This window comes from Micromonospora sp. R311 (genome assembly GCF_056780015.1).
On the sequence record NZ_JBSWCE010000042.1, the window covers coordinates 35222 to 50910 of the forward strand.

The 15689-nt window shown below is 73.0% G+C and carries 13 protein-coding genes; 5 read left to right on the forward strand and 8 right to left on the reverse strand.

Annotation, left to right across the window (positions count from 1 at the left end):
- Positions 1–59: 59 nt before the first annotated feature.
- Entirely contained in the window at positions 60–635 is a 576-nt protein-coding gene (locus AC1WTP_RS28770; RefSeq protein ID WP_447136593.1) for a TetR/AcrR family transcriptional regulator, read from the reverse strand.
- Positions 636–860: 225 nt separating this feature from the next.
- On the opposite strand from AC1WTP_RS28770, the gene AC1WTP_RS28775 reads away from it, so the two are divergent.
- Complete coding sequence (locus AC1WTP_RS28775) at positions 861–2177, forward strand: D-arabinono-1,4-lactone oxidase (RefSeq protein WP_481652377.1); 1317 nt, start codon at positions 861–863, stop codon at positions 2175–2177.
- Between the two features lie 115 nt (positions 2178–2292).
- The gene (locus tag AC1WTP_RS28780) at positions 2293–3258 is read left to right on the forward strand and encodes a DUF559 domain-containing protein (protein WP_481652378.1); all 966 of its coding nucleotides are present in this window, start codon (positions 2293–2295) and stop codon (positions 3256–3258) included.
- A gap of 71 nt (positions 3259–3329) precedes the next feature.
- Here AC1WTP_RS28780 and topA read toward each other — a convergent pair whose 3' ends face one another.
- The 6 genes from topA to AC1WTP_RS28810 form a co-directional block, all read right to left on the reverse strand.
- Positions 3330–6140: a type I DNA topoisomerase gene (gene topA, locus AC1WTP_RS28785; protein ID WP_481652379.1), complete on the reverse strand. Its 2811-nt coding sequence runs from the start codon at positions 6138–6140 to the stop codon at positions 3330–3332.
- A gap of 360 nt (positions 6141–6500) precedes the next feature.
- Entirely contained in the window at positions 6501–7340 is an 840-nt protein-coding gene (locus AC1WTP_RS28790; RefSeq protein ID WP_481652380.1) for a hypothetical protein, read from the reverse strand.
- Entirely contained in the window at positions 7331–7873 is a 543-nt protein-coding gene (locus AC1WTP_RS28795) for a hypothetical protein (RefSeq protein ID WP_481652381.1), read from the reverse strand. Before AC1WTP_RS28795 ends, AC1WTP_RS28790 begins: the two co-directional genes overlap by 10 nt.
- Before the next feature lie 147 nt (positions 7874–8020).
- Complete coding sequence (locus tag AC1WTP_RS28800) at positions 8021–10393, reverse strand: sodium-translocating pyrophosphatase (RefSeq protein ID WP_481652382.1); 2373 nt, start codon at positions 10391–10393, stop codon at positions 8021–8023.
- A 317-nt stretch (positions 10394–10710) separates the two neighbouring features.
- Positions 10711–11148, reverse strand: a complete 438-nt coding sequence (locus AC1WTP_RS28805; RefSeq protein ID WP_447136573.1) for an ATP-binding protein — start codon at positions 11146–11148, stop codon at positions 10711–10713.
- Complete coding sequence (locus AC1WTP_RS28810; protein ID WP_109904225.1) at positions 11145–11501, reverse strand: STAS domain-containing protein; 357 nt, start codon at positions 11499–11501, stop codon at positions 11145–11147. The genes AC1WTP_RS28805 and AC1WTP_RS28810 overlap by 4 nt, the downstream gene beginning before the upstream one ends.
- A gap of 142 nt (positions 11502–11643) precedes the next feature.
- Here AC1WTP_RS28810 and AC1WTP_RS28815 point away from each other — a divergent pair, with 142 nt between their 5' ends.
- The 3 genes from AC1WTP_RS28815 (at position 11644) to AC1WTP_RS28825 (ending at position 15152) form a co-directional block, all read left to right on the forward strand.
- Positions 11644–14016 carry a DEAD/DEAH box helicase gene (locus tag AC1WTP_RS28815; protein WP_481652383.1) on the forward strand — a complete coding sequence of 791 codons (2373 nt, stop codon included), beginning with the start codon at positions 11644–11646 and terminating at the stop codon, positions 14014–14016.
- 138 nt (positions 14017–14154) lie between these two features.
- Positions 14155–14361 (forward strand): hypothetical protein, encoded by a 207-nt coding sequence (locus AC1WTP_RS28820; RefSeq protein WP_481652384.1) that lies wholly within the window; start codon positions 14155–14157, stop codon positions 14359–14361.
- 212 nt (positions 14362–14573) lie between these two features.
- Positions 14574–15152, forward strand: coding sequence for an LURP-one-related family protein (locus AC1WTP_RS28825; protein WP_481652385.1), 579 nt, complete (start codon positions 14574–14576; stop codon positions 15150–15152).
- A 161-nt stretch (positions 15153–15313) separates the two neighbouring features.
- On the opposite strand, the gene AC1WTP_RS28830 is transcribed toward AC1WTP_RS28825, so the two are convergent.
- The gene (locus AC1WTP_RS28830) at positions 15314–15682 is read right to left on the reverse strand and encodes an Rv3654c family TadE-like protein (protein WP_481652386.1); all 369 of its coding nucleotides are present in this window, start codon (positions 15680–15682) and stop codon (positions 15314–15316) included.
- Positions 15683–15689 lie beyond the last annotated feature (7 nt).

The window sequence follows — 15689 nt, forward strand, 5'->3', positions numbered from 1 at the left end:
CCGCCCGGCGCACTCCGGGCCGTTCGTCGCCGCCCCACGCACCGGGACGGCGCTGCCGGTCAGCCGGACTGGGCGGCGTTCACCGGGCCGTCGACCTGCTGGTGCAGGTACTCCCGGATCAGCGCCTTCGCCTCGGCCAGCACCCGCTCGTCGCCGTCCGGCTGCCGACGGAACGCCAGCTTGATCAGCGCGTCGGCCACCTCCACCGCGATCTCCAGATGGAAGCGCAGCTCGGGCACGTCGGTCAGCCCGAACCGCTCGGTGAGGACCCGGGCCAGCTGGTCCGCGATCACCCCGTTGTTGTCCCGCTGCTCATCGAGCAGGTGCAGGTCGACCACGTCGCCGAAGTGCAGGGTACGGAACCCCGGAACGGTGCGGTGCATCGTGATGTACTCGTCGATCCCCGCGTCGACGCCGTCCCACCAGTGGGTCAGGTCGTCGGAGGCGAACCGCTCGTCGAGCCGCTGGAGGTAGGACTCCATCGTGCGCAGGGTCAACGCCTGCACGATCGCCCGCTTGTCCGGAAAGAACTGGTAGACCGATCCGATCGCCACCTCGGCACGCTCGGCGAGCAGGGTCGTGGTCAGTCCTTCGTACCCCACCTCGTCGACGAGCTCGGCGCAGGCGTCCAGCATCCGCTGGACCCGCGCGACACTTCGACCCTGCACCGGTACGCGGCGCAGCGGCCCGGTCGTGGCGGCTGGTGTGGACACTCGGCGCCACCCCCCTTCGACGGATGAACATATCTGCACGTCACGTGTTCGTGACTACCGGTACAACGAGCGGACCTCGATTGCGGTATTTACCAGGTACAACGTTCCTGATATGAAGTCAGTTCATATTCATGTCGAGGAGCGCCGATGGCCGCCACCGCACCGCTCACCAGCGCCTGGTCCAACTGGGCCGGCAACCAGCGCAGCACCGCCACCACCATCCTGCGCCCCACCTCCGTCGACGACGTAGCCGAGGCCGTCCGGGGCGCGGCGGCGGGCGGCCAGCGGATCCGGGCGGTCGGCAGCGGGCACTCCTTCACCGCCGTCGCGGTCACCCACGGTCACCGGATGGAACTGGACGCGCTGGACACCGGCGTCCGGGTGGACGCCGAGCGCCGGCTGGTCACCGTACCGGCCGGGATGACGCTGCACGCGCTCAACAGGCTGCTCGCCGCGCACGGGCTGGCCCTGCCCAACCTCGGCGACATCGACGCGCAGACGATCGCCGGGGCGATCTCCACCGGCACCCACGGCACCGGGGCCGGGTACGGCTGCCTCTCCACCTTCGTCGAGGCGCTCACCCTGGTCACCGGCACCGGTGAGGTGCTGCGCTGCTCGGCCGACGAGCACCCGGACGTGTTCGCCGCCGCCCGGGTCTCCCTCGGCGCGCTCGGCGTGCTGGTCGAGGTGACCCTGCGCTGCGTGGACGCCTTCGTGCTGTACGCGCACGAGCGGCCCGCCCCGCTGGACGCGGTGCTCGGCGAACTGCCCGACCTGATCGGGGCGCACGACCACGTGGAGTTCTACTGGTTCCCGTACACCGCCCGGGTACAGCTCAAGACCAACGACCGGGTGCCCGCCGACGACCGGCCGCTGTCCCGGCTGCGCAGCTGGCTGGACGACGACTTCCTGGCCAACACCGTCTTCGCCGGCGCCTGCCGGCTGGGCCGCGCCCTGCCGGCGCTCGCCCCGGGGATCAGCGCGGTCTCCGCCCGGGCGCTCACCGAGCGCCGCTACACCGGCCGCTCCGACCAGGTCTTCTGCACCCCGCGCCGGGTCCGCTTCGTGGAGATGGAGTACGCGGTGCCGCGCGCCGCCCTGCCCGAGGCGCTGGCGGCGCTCCGGCGGATCGTGGACGGCCTGCCGTTCAAGGTGCTCTTCCCGGTCGAGATCCGGTTCACCGCCGCCGACGACATCTGGCTGTCGCACGGCTACGGCCGCGACTCGGCGTACCTGGCGATCCACCAGTACGTGGGCATGCCGTACGAGCCGTACTTCGCCGAGTTCGAGCGGGTCGCCGCCGGCCTGGGCGGACGCCCGCACTGGGGCAAGCTGCACTACCGGGACGCGGCGTCACTGGCGGCGGCGTACCCCCGCTGGGCGGACTTCCAGTCGATCCGCGACCGCCTGGACCCCCACCGCCTCTTCACCAACCCCCACCTCGCCCAAGTCCTCGGCGCCTGAGCTTCCCATCGAGATCTTGGAAGGAAAGGGCCCCTGGAGGGGCCACTTCCTTCCAAGATCTCAGTGTTGTCCACAGGGGCAGAGGTGGAGGGGGTAGGGCGGGGAGACTGGCGGGGTGGGAGCGCGGGGGCGGCTGTCGCTGGCCGCGTTGAACCGGCCACTTCCGGCTGATGACGCCGACGAGTTGACCTGGTTGCTCTTCCGTCAGGAGGAGATGATCAGCCTCGGTCAGGCACTGCGGCACCTGTCCCGCAAGGCGATCCGGCACCGGGTCACGACCCGCCGGTGGCGGCAGGTCCACCGCGCCGTGTTCGTCACCCACAACGGACCTGTCAGCCCGGCCCAACTCCGATGGGTCGCCGTTCTCGCGGCAGGGCCGCAGTCCGTGCTCGGCGGACTGACCGCCGCCCAGGCCGGTGGTCTACGCGGATTCGACCGCCGCGCCATCCACCTACTGTTACCGGCCACCTGCCGACGTGGGCCACTGCCGCAGGGGGTGCTGCTGCACCGGACCACCTGCCTCGGGCCGGAGGATGTGCTGGCCGTCGGCCAGCCGCGTCGGACATTGCCGGCCCGGTCGATCGTCGACGCCGCCCAGTGGGCGACCACCGACGACGAGGCCCGCTCGATCGTCGCCGCCGCCTTCCAGCAACGCCTCGTCGGTGGTGACGATCTGCAGCGGGTTGTCGAGCGGCTGCCCCGCATCCGGCGCCGGCGGCTGATCCTCGCCACCGCCACCGACGCGGCCGGTGGTGCTCACTCGCTGAACGAACTGGACTTCCTGGGTCTCGTCCGCCGCGCCGAGCTGCCGGAGCCGACCCGCCAGCGGGTCCGTCGCGATTCCGCAGGCCGACGCCGCTACCTCGACGCCTACTTCGAGGAGTGGCAGGTGCACGTGGAGATCGACGGCGGCCAGCACCTCGACCCGGCGCACGCGTGGGCGGACATGCGCCGGCAGAACGCCGTCTGGATCGAGGGCGACCGGATGCTCCGCTTCCCCTCCTGGGCTCTCCGCACCCGTCCACACGAGGTGATCACCCAACTCCGCGCCGCCCTGCGCGCCGCGGGCTGGCCCGGCTGAAGCCGTAGTCGTTACAGATCTTGGAAGGTTTCGGCCCCTCCGGGGGCCGTTTCCTTCCAAGATCCCGGACGTCACTCGGTGGGGGTGGTGGCCTTGCGGGGGGTTGCCTTCTTTGCCGTGGTTTTGGCGGTGGTGGTCTTCTTGGCGGCGGTGGACTTGGCGGCGGCGGCCGTCTTCTTGGTCGCCGTCGCCTTCTTGGCCGGGGCCTTCTTCGCCGCCGCCTTCTTGCGCGGGGCCGGACCCTTGGCGCGCTTCTCGGCGAGCATCTCGGAGGCCTCCTCGATGCTCAGCGCCTCCGGGGTCTGGCCGCGGCGCAGCGACGCGTTCGTCTCCCCGTCGGTGACGTACGGGCCGAACCGGCCGTCCTTGATCACCAGCGGCTTCTCGGTGAGCGGGTCGACGCCCATCTCCCGCAGCGGCGGCGCGGCGGCCCGGCGCTGGCGGGTCTTCGGGGCGGCCAGCAGGGCCAGCGCCTCGTCCAGCGTGACGGTGAACATCTTCTCTTCGGAGTCCAGCGAGCGGAACTCCTCGCCGCGCTTGACGTACGGGCCGTAGCGGCCGTTGTTGGCGAAGACCTCGACACCGTCCGGCGCCACGCCGACCAGCCGGGGCAGGCTGAGCAGCTTGAGCGCGTCGTCGAAGGTGAGCGAGTCCGGCGACTGCGAGCGCAGCAGCGAGGACTTCCGCTCGCCGCTGGCCACGTACGGGCCGAACCGGCCGGACTTGAGCAGGATCGGCTCCCCGGTGGCCGGGTCGTCGCCGAGCTTGCGCTCGCCGCCGCCGCCGAGGAACAGCTCGTGCACCTTCTCCGGGGTCAGCTCGTCCGGCGCCAGGCCCTCGGGGATCGGCGCCCGGTCACCCTGGCCGCCGCCCTCCTCGCCCTCGGCGGCCGGCGCGGGCTGCTCGCCCGGCACCGCCCGCTGCAGGTACGGCCCGTACCGCCCCACCCGGACGACGACCTCGCGGCCCTCGTCGTCGGTGAACAGCGGGATGGAGTTGACGCTGCGCGCGTCGATCTCGCTGAGGTTCTCGGTGACCAGCTTCTTCAGCCCGCCGGAACGGGCGATGTCCTGGTCGCCAGCGCCGTTGGCGCTGCCGAAGTAGAACGCGGTGAGGAAGTCGACCGCGGCGTGGTCACCGCCGGCGATCTCGTCCAGCTCGTTCTCCATGCTGGCGGTGAAGTCGTAGTCGACCAGCCGCGGGTAGTGCCGCTCCAGCAGCCCGATCACGGCGAACGCCAGGAAGGAGGGGATCATCGCCTGGCCGCGCTTGAAGACGTACCCGCGGTCCTGGATGGTCTGCATGATCGACGCGTACGTCGAGGGGCGGCCGATGCCCAGCTCTTCGAGCGCCTTGACCAGCGACGCCTCGGTGTACCGGGAGGGCGGCTGGGTGTGGTGGCCCTGCGCGGCCAGCTCCTCGGCGGTGAGCGGCTGGTCCTTGACCAGGGTGGGCAGCCGCCGCTCGGCGTCCTCGGCCTCGGCGTTCTCGTCGTCGCTGGACTCGACGTACGCCCGCAGGAAGCCCGGGTCGGTGATGGTCTTGCCGGTGGCGCCGAAGTCGGCCTCCTCCTGGGCGGAGGAGACGGCGCGGATGCGCACCGAGACGCTGGAGCCGACCGCGTCGGTCATCTGCGAGGCGATGGTGCGCCGCCAGATCAGCTCGTAGAGCTTGAACTCCTCGGCGGAGAGCTCCTTGGCCACCTCGCCCGGGGTGCGGAAGTTGTCCCCCGCCGGGCGGATCGCCTCGTGCGCCTCCTGCGCGTTCTTCACCTTGCCGGTGTAGCGGCGCGGCTCCGGCGGCACGCTGCGCTCGCCGTACAGCTCGATGATCTGCCGGCGGGCCGCCGCGATGGCGGTCTCCGACAGGTTCACCGAGTCGGTACGCATGTAGGTGATGTAACCGTTCTCGTAGAGCCGCTGCGCGGTGCGCATCGTCTGCTGGGACGAGAACCGCAGCTTGCGGGCCGCCTCCTGCTGGAGCGTCGAGGTGATGAACGGCGCGTACGGGCGGCGGCGGTAGGGCTTCTCCTCGACCCGGGTGACGGTGAACGGCCGCCCTTCGAGGCGGGCCGCGAGACCCCGGGCACCTCCCTCGTCGAGGTGGACCACCCCGGCGCCGGGCTTCACGCGGCCCGTGGTGGGCTCGAAGTCCTTGCCGGTGGCGATCCGGTCGCCGTTCAGCGCGACCAGCGTGGCGTTGAAGTTGCGCGGGCCCTCGCCGGCCCCGGCGACGGCCAGGGTGGCCAGGATGTCCCAGTACTCGGCGGTGCGGAAGGCCATCCGCTGCCGCTCGCGCTCGACCACGATCCGGGTCGCCACCGACTGCACCCGGCCCGCCGAGAGCTTCGGCATGACCTTCTTCCACAGCACCGGGGAGACCTCGTAGCCGTAGAGGCGGTCGAGGATGCGCCGCGCCTCCTGGGCGTCGACCAGGTCGCGGTCGATCTCCCGCGGGTTGGCCACCGCCGCCTGGATGGCCGGCTTGGTGATCTCGTGGAAGACCATCCGCTTGACCGGCACCTTGGGCTTGAGCGTCTCCACCAGGTGCCAGGCGATCGCCTCGCCCTCGCGGTCCTCGTCCGTCGCCAGGAAGATCTCGTCGACCTCCTTGGCCAGCTTCACCAGCTTGCTGATCTGCTGCTTGCGGTCGGCGGAGACCACGTAGAGGGCGTGGAAGCCGTTGTCGACGTCCACCCCGAGCCGGGCCCACGGCTCGCCCTTGTACTTGGCCGGCACGTCGGCGGCGTTGCGCGGGAGGTCCCGGACGTGGCCGAAGCTGGCCTCCACGACGTACCCCGGGCCGAGGTAGCCCGAGATCGTCTTGGCCTTCGCCGGTGACTCGACGATGACCAGACGGGTGGTTCCAGCGTTGCTCGGCACGTCTCTCCCCGACCTCACTCCTGCTCGTGGCCGCCCGCGTCCGGTTCGGGCCGGCTTCGCCCCGCCGATGCCCGGCGGTCCGGATGTCCAACGTAACGCGCCGTCCGCGTTTCGGGTTTCGCGGGCGGCAAACCGCCCCGGCAGGGGGCGGTCGCCCGCCGCCGGTGCGCGGCCGGGGTTGCCGGACGGCGCCACCGTACACCGTGGGTAGGCCCGGAAGCGGAACACTGTGACGATGGCGGACCCTCGGCCGAGGCGCCACCCGGCCGTTTTCCACCCCAAACCGCCCCGCCCCACCCTCACTGTCGCCGACCGGACACACCGGCGCCACCTGGGCGATCACGGCCCGGGCCGGGCGGGTCAGGGCCGGACCGGCCAGGCGGTGACCGGCGCGGCGGGTGGCCGGTCGCCGACCAGCTCCGCCAGCCGGGCCAGCCGGCGGCGTCCGGTGATCCGGTACGCCGGGCCACCCACCTCCGCTTCGAGCGCCCCGGCCAGGCCGGCCGCGGCGAGCGCCGCCCCCACCGTCGCCTGGCACTCCGCGTCCGCCGCGCCGAGCCGGAGCAGGAACCCGGTCGGCTCCGCCACCCCCGCCGCCGCCAGCCAGAGCCGCAGCCGCCGGCCGTTGAGGTGGAAGCCGGCCGGAGGCCGCTTCACCGCGCCGCGCAGCCAGGCCGCCGCGAGCGGCTTCAGGGCCCGGGTGTACGAGGTACGCACCGCGTGCCGCTCGTCCCCGGTCGCCTCCCAGCTGGCCGGGAGGCCGCGCAGCGCCAGCTCGGCGACGAGGACGTGCACCCGCCAGGCGGCGTCCACCACCACCGACAGCCGGGCGGTGCCACCCATCCGGACCACCTCGCCGGGCCCGGCGAGCAGGCCGGCGAGGTCGGCGACGGACGGGTCGGCCGTCTCGGCGCCGAAGAAGACCAGTTGCCGGCGGGCGTCGTCCGGGGTGTCGCCGGCACCGGACCGGTCAGCACCGGGCGGGCCGGCCGGTCCGCCGCCGGCCTCGGTGGTCGCCTCGCCCCGACCGGCGGTCGCCGTCGACCGGGCGCCGGGGGGTTGCCGGCCCTGGGCCCGCCGGGCCCGACCGTCATCGGGCCGACCCGGCCGTCCCCGCCCCGCCGGGGTCGGCTCGGGCACCGGGAACAGCGCCGGGGGCGGCTGCCCGTCCGGCGGCTCACCGGTCCCGCTCAGCGACACTCCGGCACCTCGGCGAAGGCTTGTTTCAACTCCTCGGAGTTGAGCCGGCTGGTGTCCAGCGCGCTCGCGTCGTACTCCTTGTTGAGGGTGTCCACGGCGGCGCGGACGCCGTCGTAGAAGACGGTGGCCTGGCCGGTGCTCAGCCCGTCGATGGTGTCCCGGGCCTTGCCGTAGGCGTCCCGCATCTTCGCCAGCGAGGCGCGGAACCCCGCGGACACCTCGGCGCCGTGCTCGGCCTCCGGGATGCCGGCCCGCTCGACCTTGCGCCGGGCCGTCTCGCTGGCCTGCTCGGCGCCGCCGAAGAGCCGCACCAGGTTCTCCTTGGCCTGCGCCGGCGTGGTCTGCGCGGTCATCTGCTGGTTGGTGCTGCTGGTCAGCTTGTTGATCTCGGCCCGCCACGGGGTCAGCGCCGAGCAGACCGACGCCGCCCACGCCCGCGGGCTGGGGCCGCCACCACAGCCGGCGACGACGAGTACGAGCGTGGCCACGACCACCGTGAGCTTTCCGGCGGCTGCCGCCCGGCACGTACGCATGCGTTGCAGCGTACGACCTCTGTCGAGTGGCGGCACCGGTCAGGTTTGCCGCCCCGGACGCGGCTGCGGCGGCCCGGGCGGCACCGATCCGGACACGCCGGTCCCCGGCCGGCGGCTGCCGACCGGGGACCGGGTGGGGCGTACGGATCAGGCGTTGACCGGCTCCGGTCGCTGGTCCGGGCTGCCCGCACCGGCGTCGGTGTCCGAGTCGGACATCGCCACGCCCTTGCGCTTGCTGAACACCACGGCCGCCACGATGATCGCCGTGGCCAGCACGGCGATGCCGATCCGCAGGCCGGTGTTCCGGTCGTCGCCCACGCTCCAGGCCACCACGGCCGGGGCGATCAGCAGCGAGACCAGGTTCATCACCTTGATCAGCGGGTTGATGGCCGGGCCGGCGGTGTCCTTGAACGGGTCGCCGACGGTGTCGCCGATGACGGTCGCGGCGTGCGACTCGGAGCCCTTGCCGCCGTACGCGCCGTCCTCGACCAGCTTCTTGGCGTTGTCCCAGGCGCCACCGGAGTTGGCCAGGAAGACCGCCATCAGCGTGCCGGCCCCGATCGCGCCGGCCAGGTACGCGGCCAGCGCGCCGGGCCCGAGGCCGAAGCCGACCGCGATCGGCGCCAGGATGGCGAGCAGGCCGGGGGTCATCAGCTCGCGCTGGGCGTCCCGGGTGCAGATGTCGACGACCTTGCCGTACTCCGGGCGCTGGGTGCGGTCCATGATGCCGGGCAGCTCGCGGAACTGCCGGCGTACCTCCATCACCACGGCGCCCGCCGAGCGGGAGACCGCGTTGATGGCCAGGCCGGAGAAGAGGAAGACCACCGCCGCGCCGATGATCAGGCCGACCAGGTTGCGCGGGTTGGACACGTTGAGCGCATTGAGGATCTCGGCGCCGGCGTCACCCACCCCCGCGTCCAGGTAGGAGATGCGTAGCGTGTCGGTGTAGGAGCCGAAGAGCGCGGTCGCGGCGAGCACCGCGGTGGCGATCGCGATGCCCTTGGTGATCGCCTTGGTGGTGTTGCCGACCGCGTCCAGCTCGGTGAGGGTCCGCGCGCCGTGCTCGTCGATGTCGCCGGACATCTCGGCGATGCCCTGGGCGTTGTCGGAGATCGGGCCGAAGGTGTCCATCGCGACGATCACGCCGACCGTGGTGAGCAGGCCGGTGCCGGCCAGCGCCACCGCGAACAGGGAGAGCGTGATCGAGCTGCCGCCGAGCAGGAAGGCGCCGAAGACGCCGGCGCCGATCAGCAGCGCCGAGTAGACCGCCGACTCCAGGCCGACGCTGATGCCGGCGAGGATGACGGTGGCCGCCCCGGTCTGCGAGCTCTTGCCGATGTCCTGCACCGGGCGCCGGTTGGTCTCGGTGAAGTAGCCGGTCAGCGCCTGGATCGCGGCGGCGAGCACGATGCCGATCACCACGGCGCCGATGGCCACCAGGCGCGGGTTGCCGTCGATCGGGGTGCCGTCGTCGTTGGTGAGGCCGCCCTCGAGGCCGCCGAACGTGGCCGGCAGGTACGCGAACGCGGCGATCGCCACCAGCACCGCCGAGATCACCGCGGACAGGTAGAAGGCCCGGTTGATCGCGGTCAGGCCGTTGCGGTCGGAGGTGCGCAGCCGGGTGATGAAGACCCCGATGATCGCCACGAGCACGCCGACGGTGGAGATGATCAGCGGGAAGACCAGGCCCTCGTTGCCGAACGCGGCCCGGCCGAGGATCAGCGCGGCGACCAGGGTGACCGCGTACGACTCGAACAGGTCGGCGGCCATGCCGGCGCAGTCGCCGACGTTGTCGCCGACGTTGTCGGCGATGGTGGCGGCGTTGCGCGGGTCGTCCTCGGGGATGCCCTGCTCGACCTTGCCGACCAGGTCGGCGCCGACGTCGGCGGCCTTGGTGAAGATGCCGCCGCCGACCCGCATGAACATGGCCAGCAGCGCGGCGCCGAAGCCGAAGCCCTCCAGCACGGTCGGCGCGTCGCCCTGGAAGATCAGCACGACCAGCGCGGCGCCGAAGAGGCCGAGGCCGACGGTGAGGAAGCCGACCACGCCACCGGTGCGGAAGGCGATCTTCATGGCCGCCTCCCGGCCGCCCTGTCGCTCCCGGGCGGCGGCGGCCACCCGCAGGTTGGCCCGGGTGGCCAGCCACATGCCGGCCCCGCCGATGAACGCGCTGAACAGCGCACCCACCACGAAGAAGAGCGAGCGGCCGATCTTCACCGCGGTCTCGCTGCCGTCGGTGTCGTGCACCGGCAGCAGGAAGAGCAGCACCACGGCGATGACCACGAAGATCGCCAGGGTGCGGAACTGCCGGAGCAGGTAGGCCGCGGCGCCCTCCTGGACCGCCCCGGAGATCTCCTGCATGTTGGTGGTGCCCTTGCCGGCCGCCAGCACCGCCTTCGTCAGCGCGGCCGCGAAGGCGAGCGCCACCAGCGCGATCACCGCGGCGATGACGACGTAGGTGACATTGGCTCCGGTGAGGGAGATCCCGCCGCCTTCGGCGGCGGCCAAGGTATCGGACATCTGTGTCCTCCTGTACCGACACTCGCGCCGGCCGGTGGAGTGCACCGACCGGCGCCTGGATGCGGACTCGCAAGCGCGCGCCAACCCACCCCGGCGGACCAGCGATGAACACCCGTTCCCGCTGGCTGCGGGATGGATCACTTGCTGACAACCCGGGTACTGTAGCCCTCTGCCGTGTCGGAGGTCACACCGAGGGGTCACCCTCTCTCGATGATCTTCGTCGCTGTGTTATGAACCGGAATCTGATATAGGAGCGGGTCCATGGCAGGCAGGCCGCGCCCCCGGTGGGGACGCGGCCTGTGTGGTGGGTGACCGGGTCAGCGGCCGACGGGCCAGACCATCCGGACCTCGGTGCCGATGCCCTCGTCGACCGGGCGCACTTGGAGGTCCTCGACGAAGCCGGCGAGCAGCGCGAAGCCGACGCCGGTGGTGAGCGCCTCGTCGGTGAGCGACTCGTCGGCCAGTTCGTCCGGCGGCAGCGCGGCCAGCCCGATGCCGGCCTCGATCGGCGCGCGGTCGACCACCCGGACGGCGTACTGCCCGGCGTCGGACATCTCCACCAGCACCGGGTCGGCCAGCCCGTACTGGCGGTGCAGCGCGACGGCCCGGGTGCAGGCCTCACCGATCGCCAGGCGCACCTCGTCCAGCAGGTCCTCGCGGACCCCGGCGCGCCGGGCGACCGCGACGCCGACCAGGCGCGCGGTGCGGACGTGCACCGGCGCCGGCGAGAACGAGAGCCGGACCGTGGCCATCACGCGCCGGCGCCGGTCGGGCCCGCGGCCACCGCGGCGTCGACCGTGGGGTGCAGCGGGAAGACCTGGTCGAGCGCGGTGATCCGGAAGATCTTGAGTAGTGGCTCCTTGTCGCAGACCAGGGCGAACGAGCCGCCGGCCGAGCGCAGCCGCTTGAGCGCGCCGACCAGCACGCCCAGCCCCGTGGAGTCGAGGAAGTCGACCCGGCCGAGGTCCACCACCACGTGGCGGGCCCCGCCGTCGATCAGTTCGAGGAGCCGCTCACGCAGCCGGGGGGCGGTGTAGACGTCCACCTCACCGCCGACCTCGAGCACCGTGTGCTCCCCCACGGTGCGGGTCGCCAGCGACAGCTCCATCGGTCCTCCTCGCAAGAGCCGTAAACTCTCCTGGGCATCTAACCACTACCGCCGGTGCGGCCCGACGGCTCACCGGCGAAGGCTCCCCCTTACCCAACCCCCCGGCTTTTCATTTCCGAACACCAGTGCGAGAGTGCAGGTCGTGTCGTCCGCAGTCACCGTATCCGCAGGCCCCGGCCGAGGGCGATCGCCGGCGGACCTGCTGGGCCGGCTGCGCGGGCGGCACCCGACCGACCCGGTCACCCACGTCGAGCGGGTACCGGCCCGGCCCGGCGTGCCGGCGCCCTGGCCCGCGTGGGCCCCGGCGGAGCTGCGCGCGGCGTTCGCCCGCCGCGGCGTGGTCGCGCCGTGGCGGCACCAGGCCGAGGCGGCCAGCCTGGCGTACGACGGGCAGCACGTGGTGGTGGCCACCGGCACGGCGTCCGGCAAGTCACTGGCCTACCAACTGCCCGCGCTCGCGGCGCTGCTCGCCGACCCCCGGGCCACCGTGCTCTACCTGGCGCCGACCAAGGCGCTCGCCGCCGACCAGTTGCGCGCCGTCGCCGAGCTGGAACTCGACGGGGTACGCCCCGCCTGCTACGACGGGGACACCCCGCGCGCCGAGCGGGAGTGGATCCGGCGGCACTCCCGGTTCGTGCTGACCAACCCCGACATGCTGCACCACGGCATCCTGCCCGGGCACGCCCAGTGGTCCGGGTTCCTGCGCCGGCTGGCGTACGTGGTGGTCGACGAGTGCCACACCTACCGGGGCGTGTTCGGCTCGCACGTCGCACACGTGCTGCGCCGGCTGCGGAGATTGAGTGGAAATACGGGCCGCTCCTCCTCCCCTGCGCTCGCAAGCTCGCGCAACACCCCCGTCTTCGTGCTGGCCTCGGCCACGTCGGGCGACCCGGCGGCGGCGGCCGGTCGGCTCACCGGCCTGCCAGTGGCCGCCGTCACCGAGGACACCTCGCCGCGCGGCGGGGTGACCTTCGCGCTCTGGGAGCCGCCGCTGCTGCCCTCGGCCGACACCTCGTCCGACGCGGTGGACCTCGCGCCGGTCCGCCGGTCGGCGCTGCGGGAGACCGCGGACCTGCTCGCCGACACGGTCGCCGACGGGGTACGCACGCTCGCCTTCGTCCGCTCCCGCCGGGGCGCCGAGGTGGTGGCGGCCAACGCGCGCCGGGCGCTGGACGAGGCGGTGCCCGGGCTCGGCGACCGGGTCGCCGCCTACCGGGCCGGCTACCTGCGCGAGGAGCGGCGCGAGCTGGAACGGGCGCTGCTGCACGGCGACCTGCTCGGGCTGGCCTCGACCAACGCGCTGGAACTGGGCGTCGACCTGATCGGCCTGGACGCGGTGCTGATCTGCGGTTACCCGGGCACCCGGGCCTCGCTCTGGCAGCAGGCCGGGCGGGCGGGGCGCTCCGGGCAGGAGGCGCTCGCCGTGCTGGTGGCCCGGGACGACCCGCTGGACACCTACCTGGTGCACCATCCGGAGGCGCTGTTCGGGGCTCCGGTGGAGGCGACCGTGCTCGACCCGGCCAACCCGTACGTGCTCGGGCCGCAGCTCGCCTGCGCGGCGGTCGAGTCCCCGCTGACCCCGGCCGACCTGGCGCTCTTCGGCGACGGGGCGAAGGAGGCGGTGGACGCGCTGGTCGAGGCGGGGGCGCTGCGGCAGCGCCCGACCGGCTGGTACTGGCGGCACCGGGAGCACCCCGAGGTGGACCTGCGCGGCGAGGGCGGCGCCCCGGTCTGCGTGGTGGAGGCGGCGACCGGCCGGCTGCTCGGCACCGTCGACGGCGGCTCGTCGCACTTCCTGCTCCACCCCGGTGCGGTCTACCTGCACCAGGGCGTCTCGTACGTGGTGGACGAGCTGGACCTGGCCGACGGGTGCGCGCTGGTGCACCCGGAGGAGCCGGACTGGTCCACCCACGCCCGCGACGTCACCTCGCTGTCGGTGGTGAGTGTGCGTTCCTATGTCGACGCCGGCCCGGTCGGGCTCTTCCTCGGCGAGGTCGACGTGACCAGTCAGGTGGTCTCCTACCAGCGGCGCCGGATCGCCACCGGCGAGGTGATCGACACCCGGCCGCTGGACCTGCCGGCCCGGGAGCTACGCACGGTGGCGGTCTGGTTCACCCTCTCCCCTGAGTCGCTGACCGCGGCGGGGGTGGAGCCGGCCGACGTGCCGGGGGCGCTGCACGCCGCCGAGCACGCCGCGATCGGGCTGCTGCCGCTGATGGCCACCTGCGACCGGTGGGACATCGGCGGGCTCTCCACGGCGGTGCACCCCGACACCGAGGCGCCGACCGTCTTCGTCTACGACGGGCACCCCGGCGGGGCGGGTTTCGCCGAACGGGCGTACGGCACGGCGGCGGCCTGGCTGCGCGCCACCCGGGACGCGATCGCCGAGTGCGGCTGCGAGGCGGGCTGCCCGTCCTGCGTCCAGTCACCGAAGTGCGGCAACGGCAACAACCCGCTGTCCAAGCCGGACGCGATCCGGGTGCTCGACGTGGTGCTGTCGAACCTGCCGTCCTGAGCCGGCCGTCATGCATGAACCCGGTGCTCGCTGGGCACTGTCGTGGGAGCGCTTCCATCGACGGTGTGGTCGATGGCGTTTCGCTGTTGTCGTCGTCCTGTCCCGCTGTTCGTTCGTCGTTCGCCCGGAGGAGGAGTCGTGGCCGACACCATCGCCGAGACCGTCGACCTGCTCTACACCATCGACCAGGAGAACCTCACCCTCGACCAGCAGATAGCGCTCGGCGCCGCGCTCGCCGCGCTGGCCCAGGCGGAGCGGCTGGAACAGATCAACGAAAGGCTGCGCAGCATCCACCAGGTGCTCAACGCCTGGGCGCTGCGCGCCACCGTGGACGGCGGCCGCTGACGCCCGGCCCCTCGGCAACCGGCGGCCGGCACCGATAGTCGCGGCGGCGGCCGGCACCGGTGATCGCGGCGGCGGCCGGCACCGGTGATCGCGATGGTGGCCGCCGTCAGGGCACCGTCGTGGTGGCTTTCGGTGCCGGTTGTCGCGGTTTCCGGGCGGCGGGGGCGACCGGGCTGTGCGAGACTCCGGCGGATCATCGGTGAGGAGACATTATGCAGCCCGACAACTTGCAGGCCCAGCAGCAGTTCCACATCCGCCAACGGGTGCGGATGATGGTCAACCAGTACGAGGTCCACGCCGTCGCGCCGGACGGCTCCGAGGGCGGGTTGCTGGCGTTCGCCCAGCAGAAGCGGCTCGCCTTCAAGGAGCAGGTGACCATCTACACGGACGACTCGAAGCAGCAGCCGCTGCTCGGGTTCAAGGCCCGCCAGCGCCTCGACCTCGGCGCCACGTACGACGTGACCGACGCCGCCGGCAACCCCATCGGCGTCTTCCGCAAGGACTTCGCCCAGTCGCTGCTCCGCTCCACCTGGCACGTCGAGCAGGCCGGCCTGCCGCAGGTGACCGGCCAGGAGCGCAGCCTGCCGGTGGCCCTGCTGCGGCGTTTCGTCGACTCGCTCTCCTGGCTGCCGTACCACTTCGACTTCACCGCGAACGGCCAGCCGGTCTTCACGGTGGTGAAGAAGTGGGGCCTGCGCGACCGGTACGTCGTCGAGATCCAGCACCCGCAGATCGACCGGCGGCTGGTGATCGCGATGGCCGTCGCGCTCGACGCCCTCCAGGCCCGCTGACGCCTCCAGGCTCCGACGGGCGCGCTCCTGGCCCCCACCGGGCCGGCCCGCGCTGACCCTGGCGACGCGGGCCAGCCGCGCACCGGGCCGGGCCGCGCGCTGACCGTGGCGACGCAGGTCAACCTCGCACCGGGCCGGCCCGCGCTGACCGTGGACGCGGGTCAGCCTCGCACCGGGCCGGCCCGCGCGCTGACCGTGGCGACGCGGGTCAGCCCGGGCAGCGGCGCGACGGTCACCTCCGCCGTGACCAGGACGTCGAGTCCGTCGAGCCGGCAGCCGACCAGCCGCCCACCGTTGGCGGCGGCGACCTCGGTGGCCCGTCCGCAGGCGGTCGGGTGGCCGTCGAGCACCCGACCCGCACCGGCGAGCGCGGCGAAGTCCGCCGCCACCCGAGCCTGCTGCCGGGCCGCCCGGGCGCTGGCCACGGCGGCGCCGAACAGCCCGACCACCACGAACACCAGCCCGACGGCGAGCAGGCAGATGGTCGCCCCACCCCGCTCCCCAACGCCACCACCGGCTCGATGACGCACCGGACCA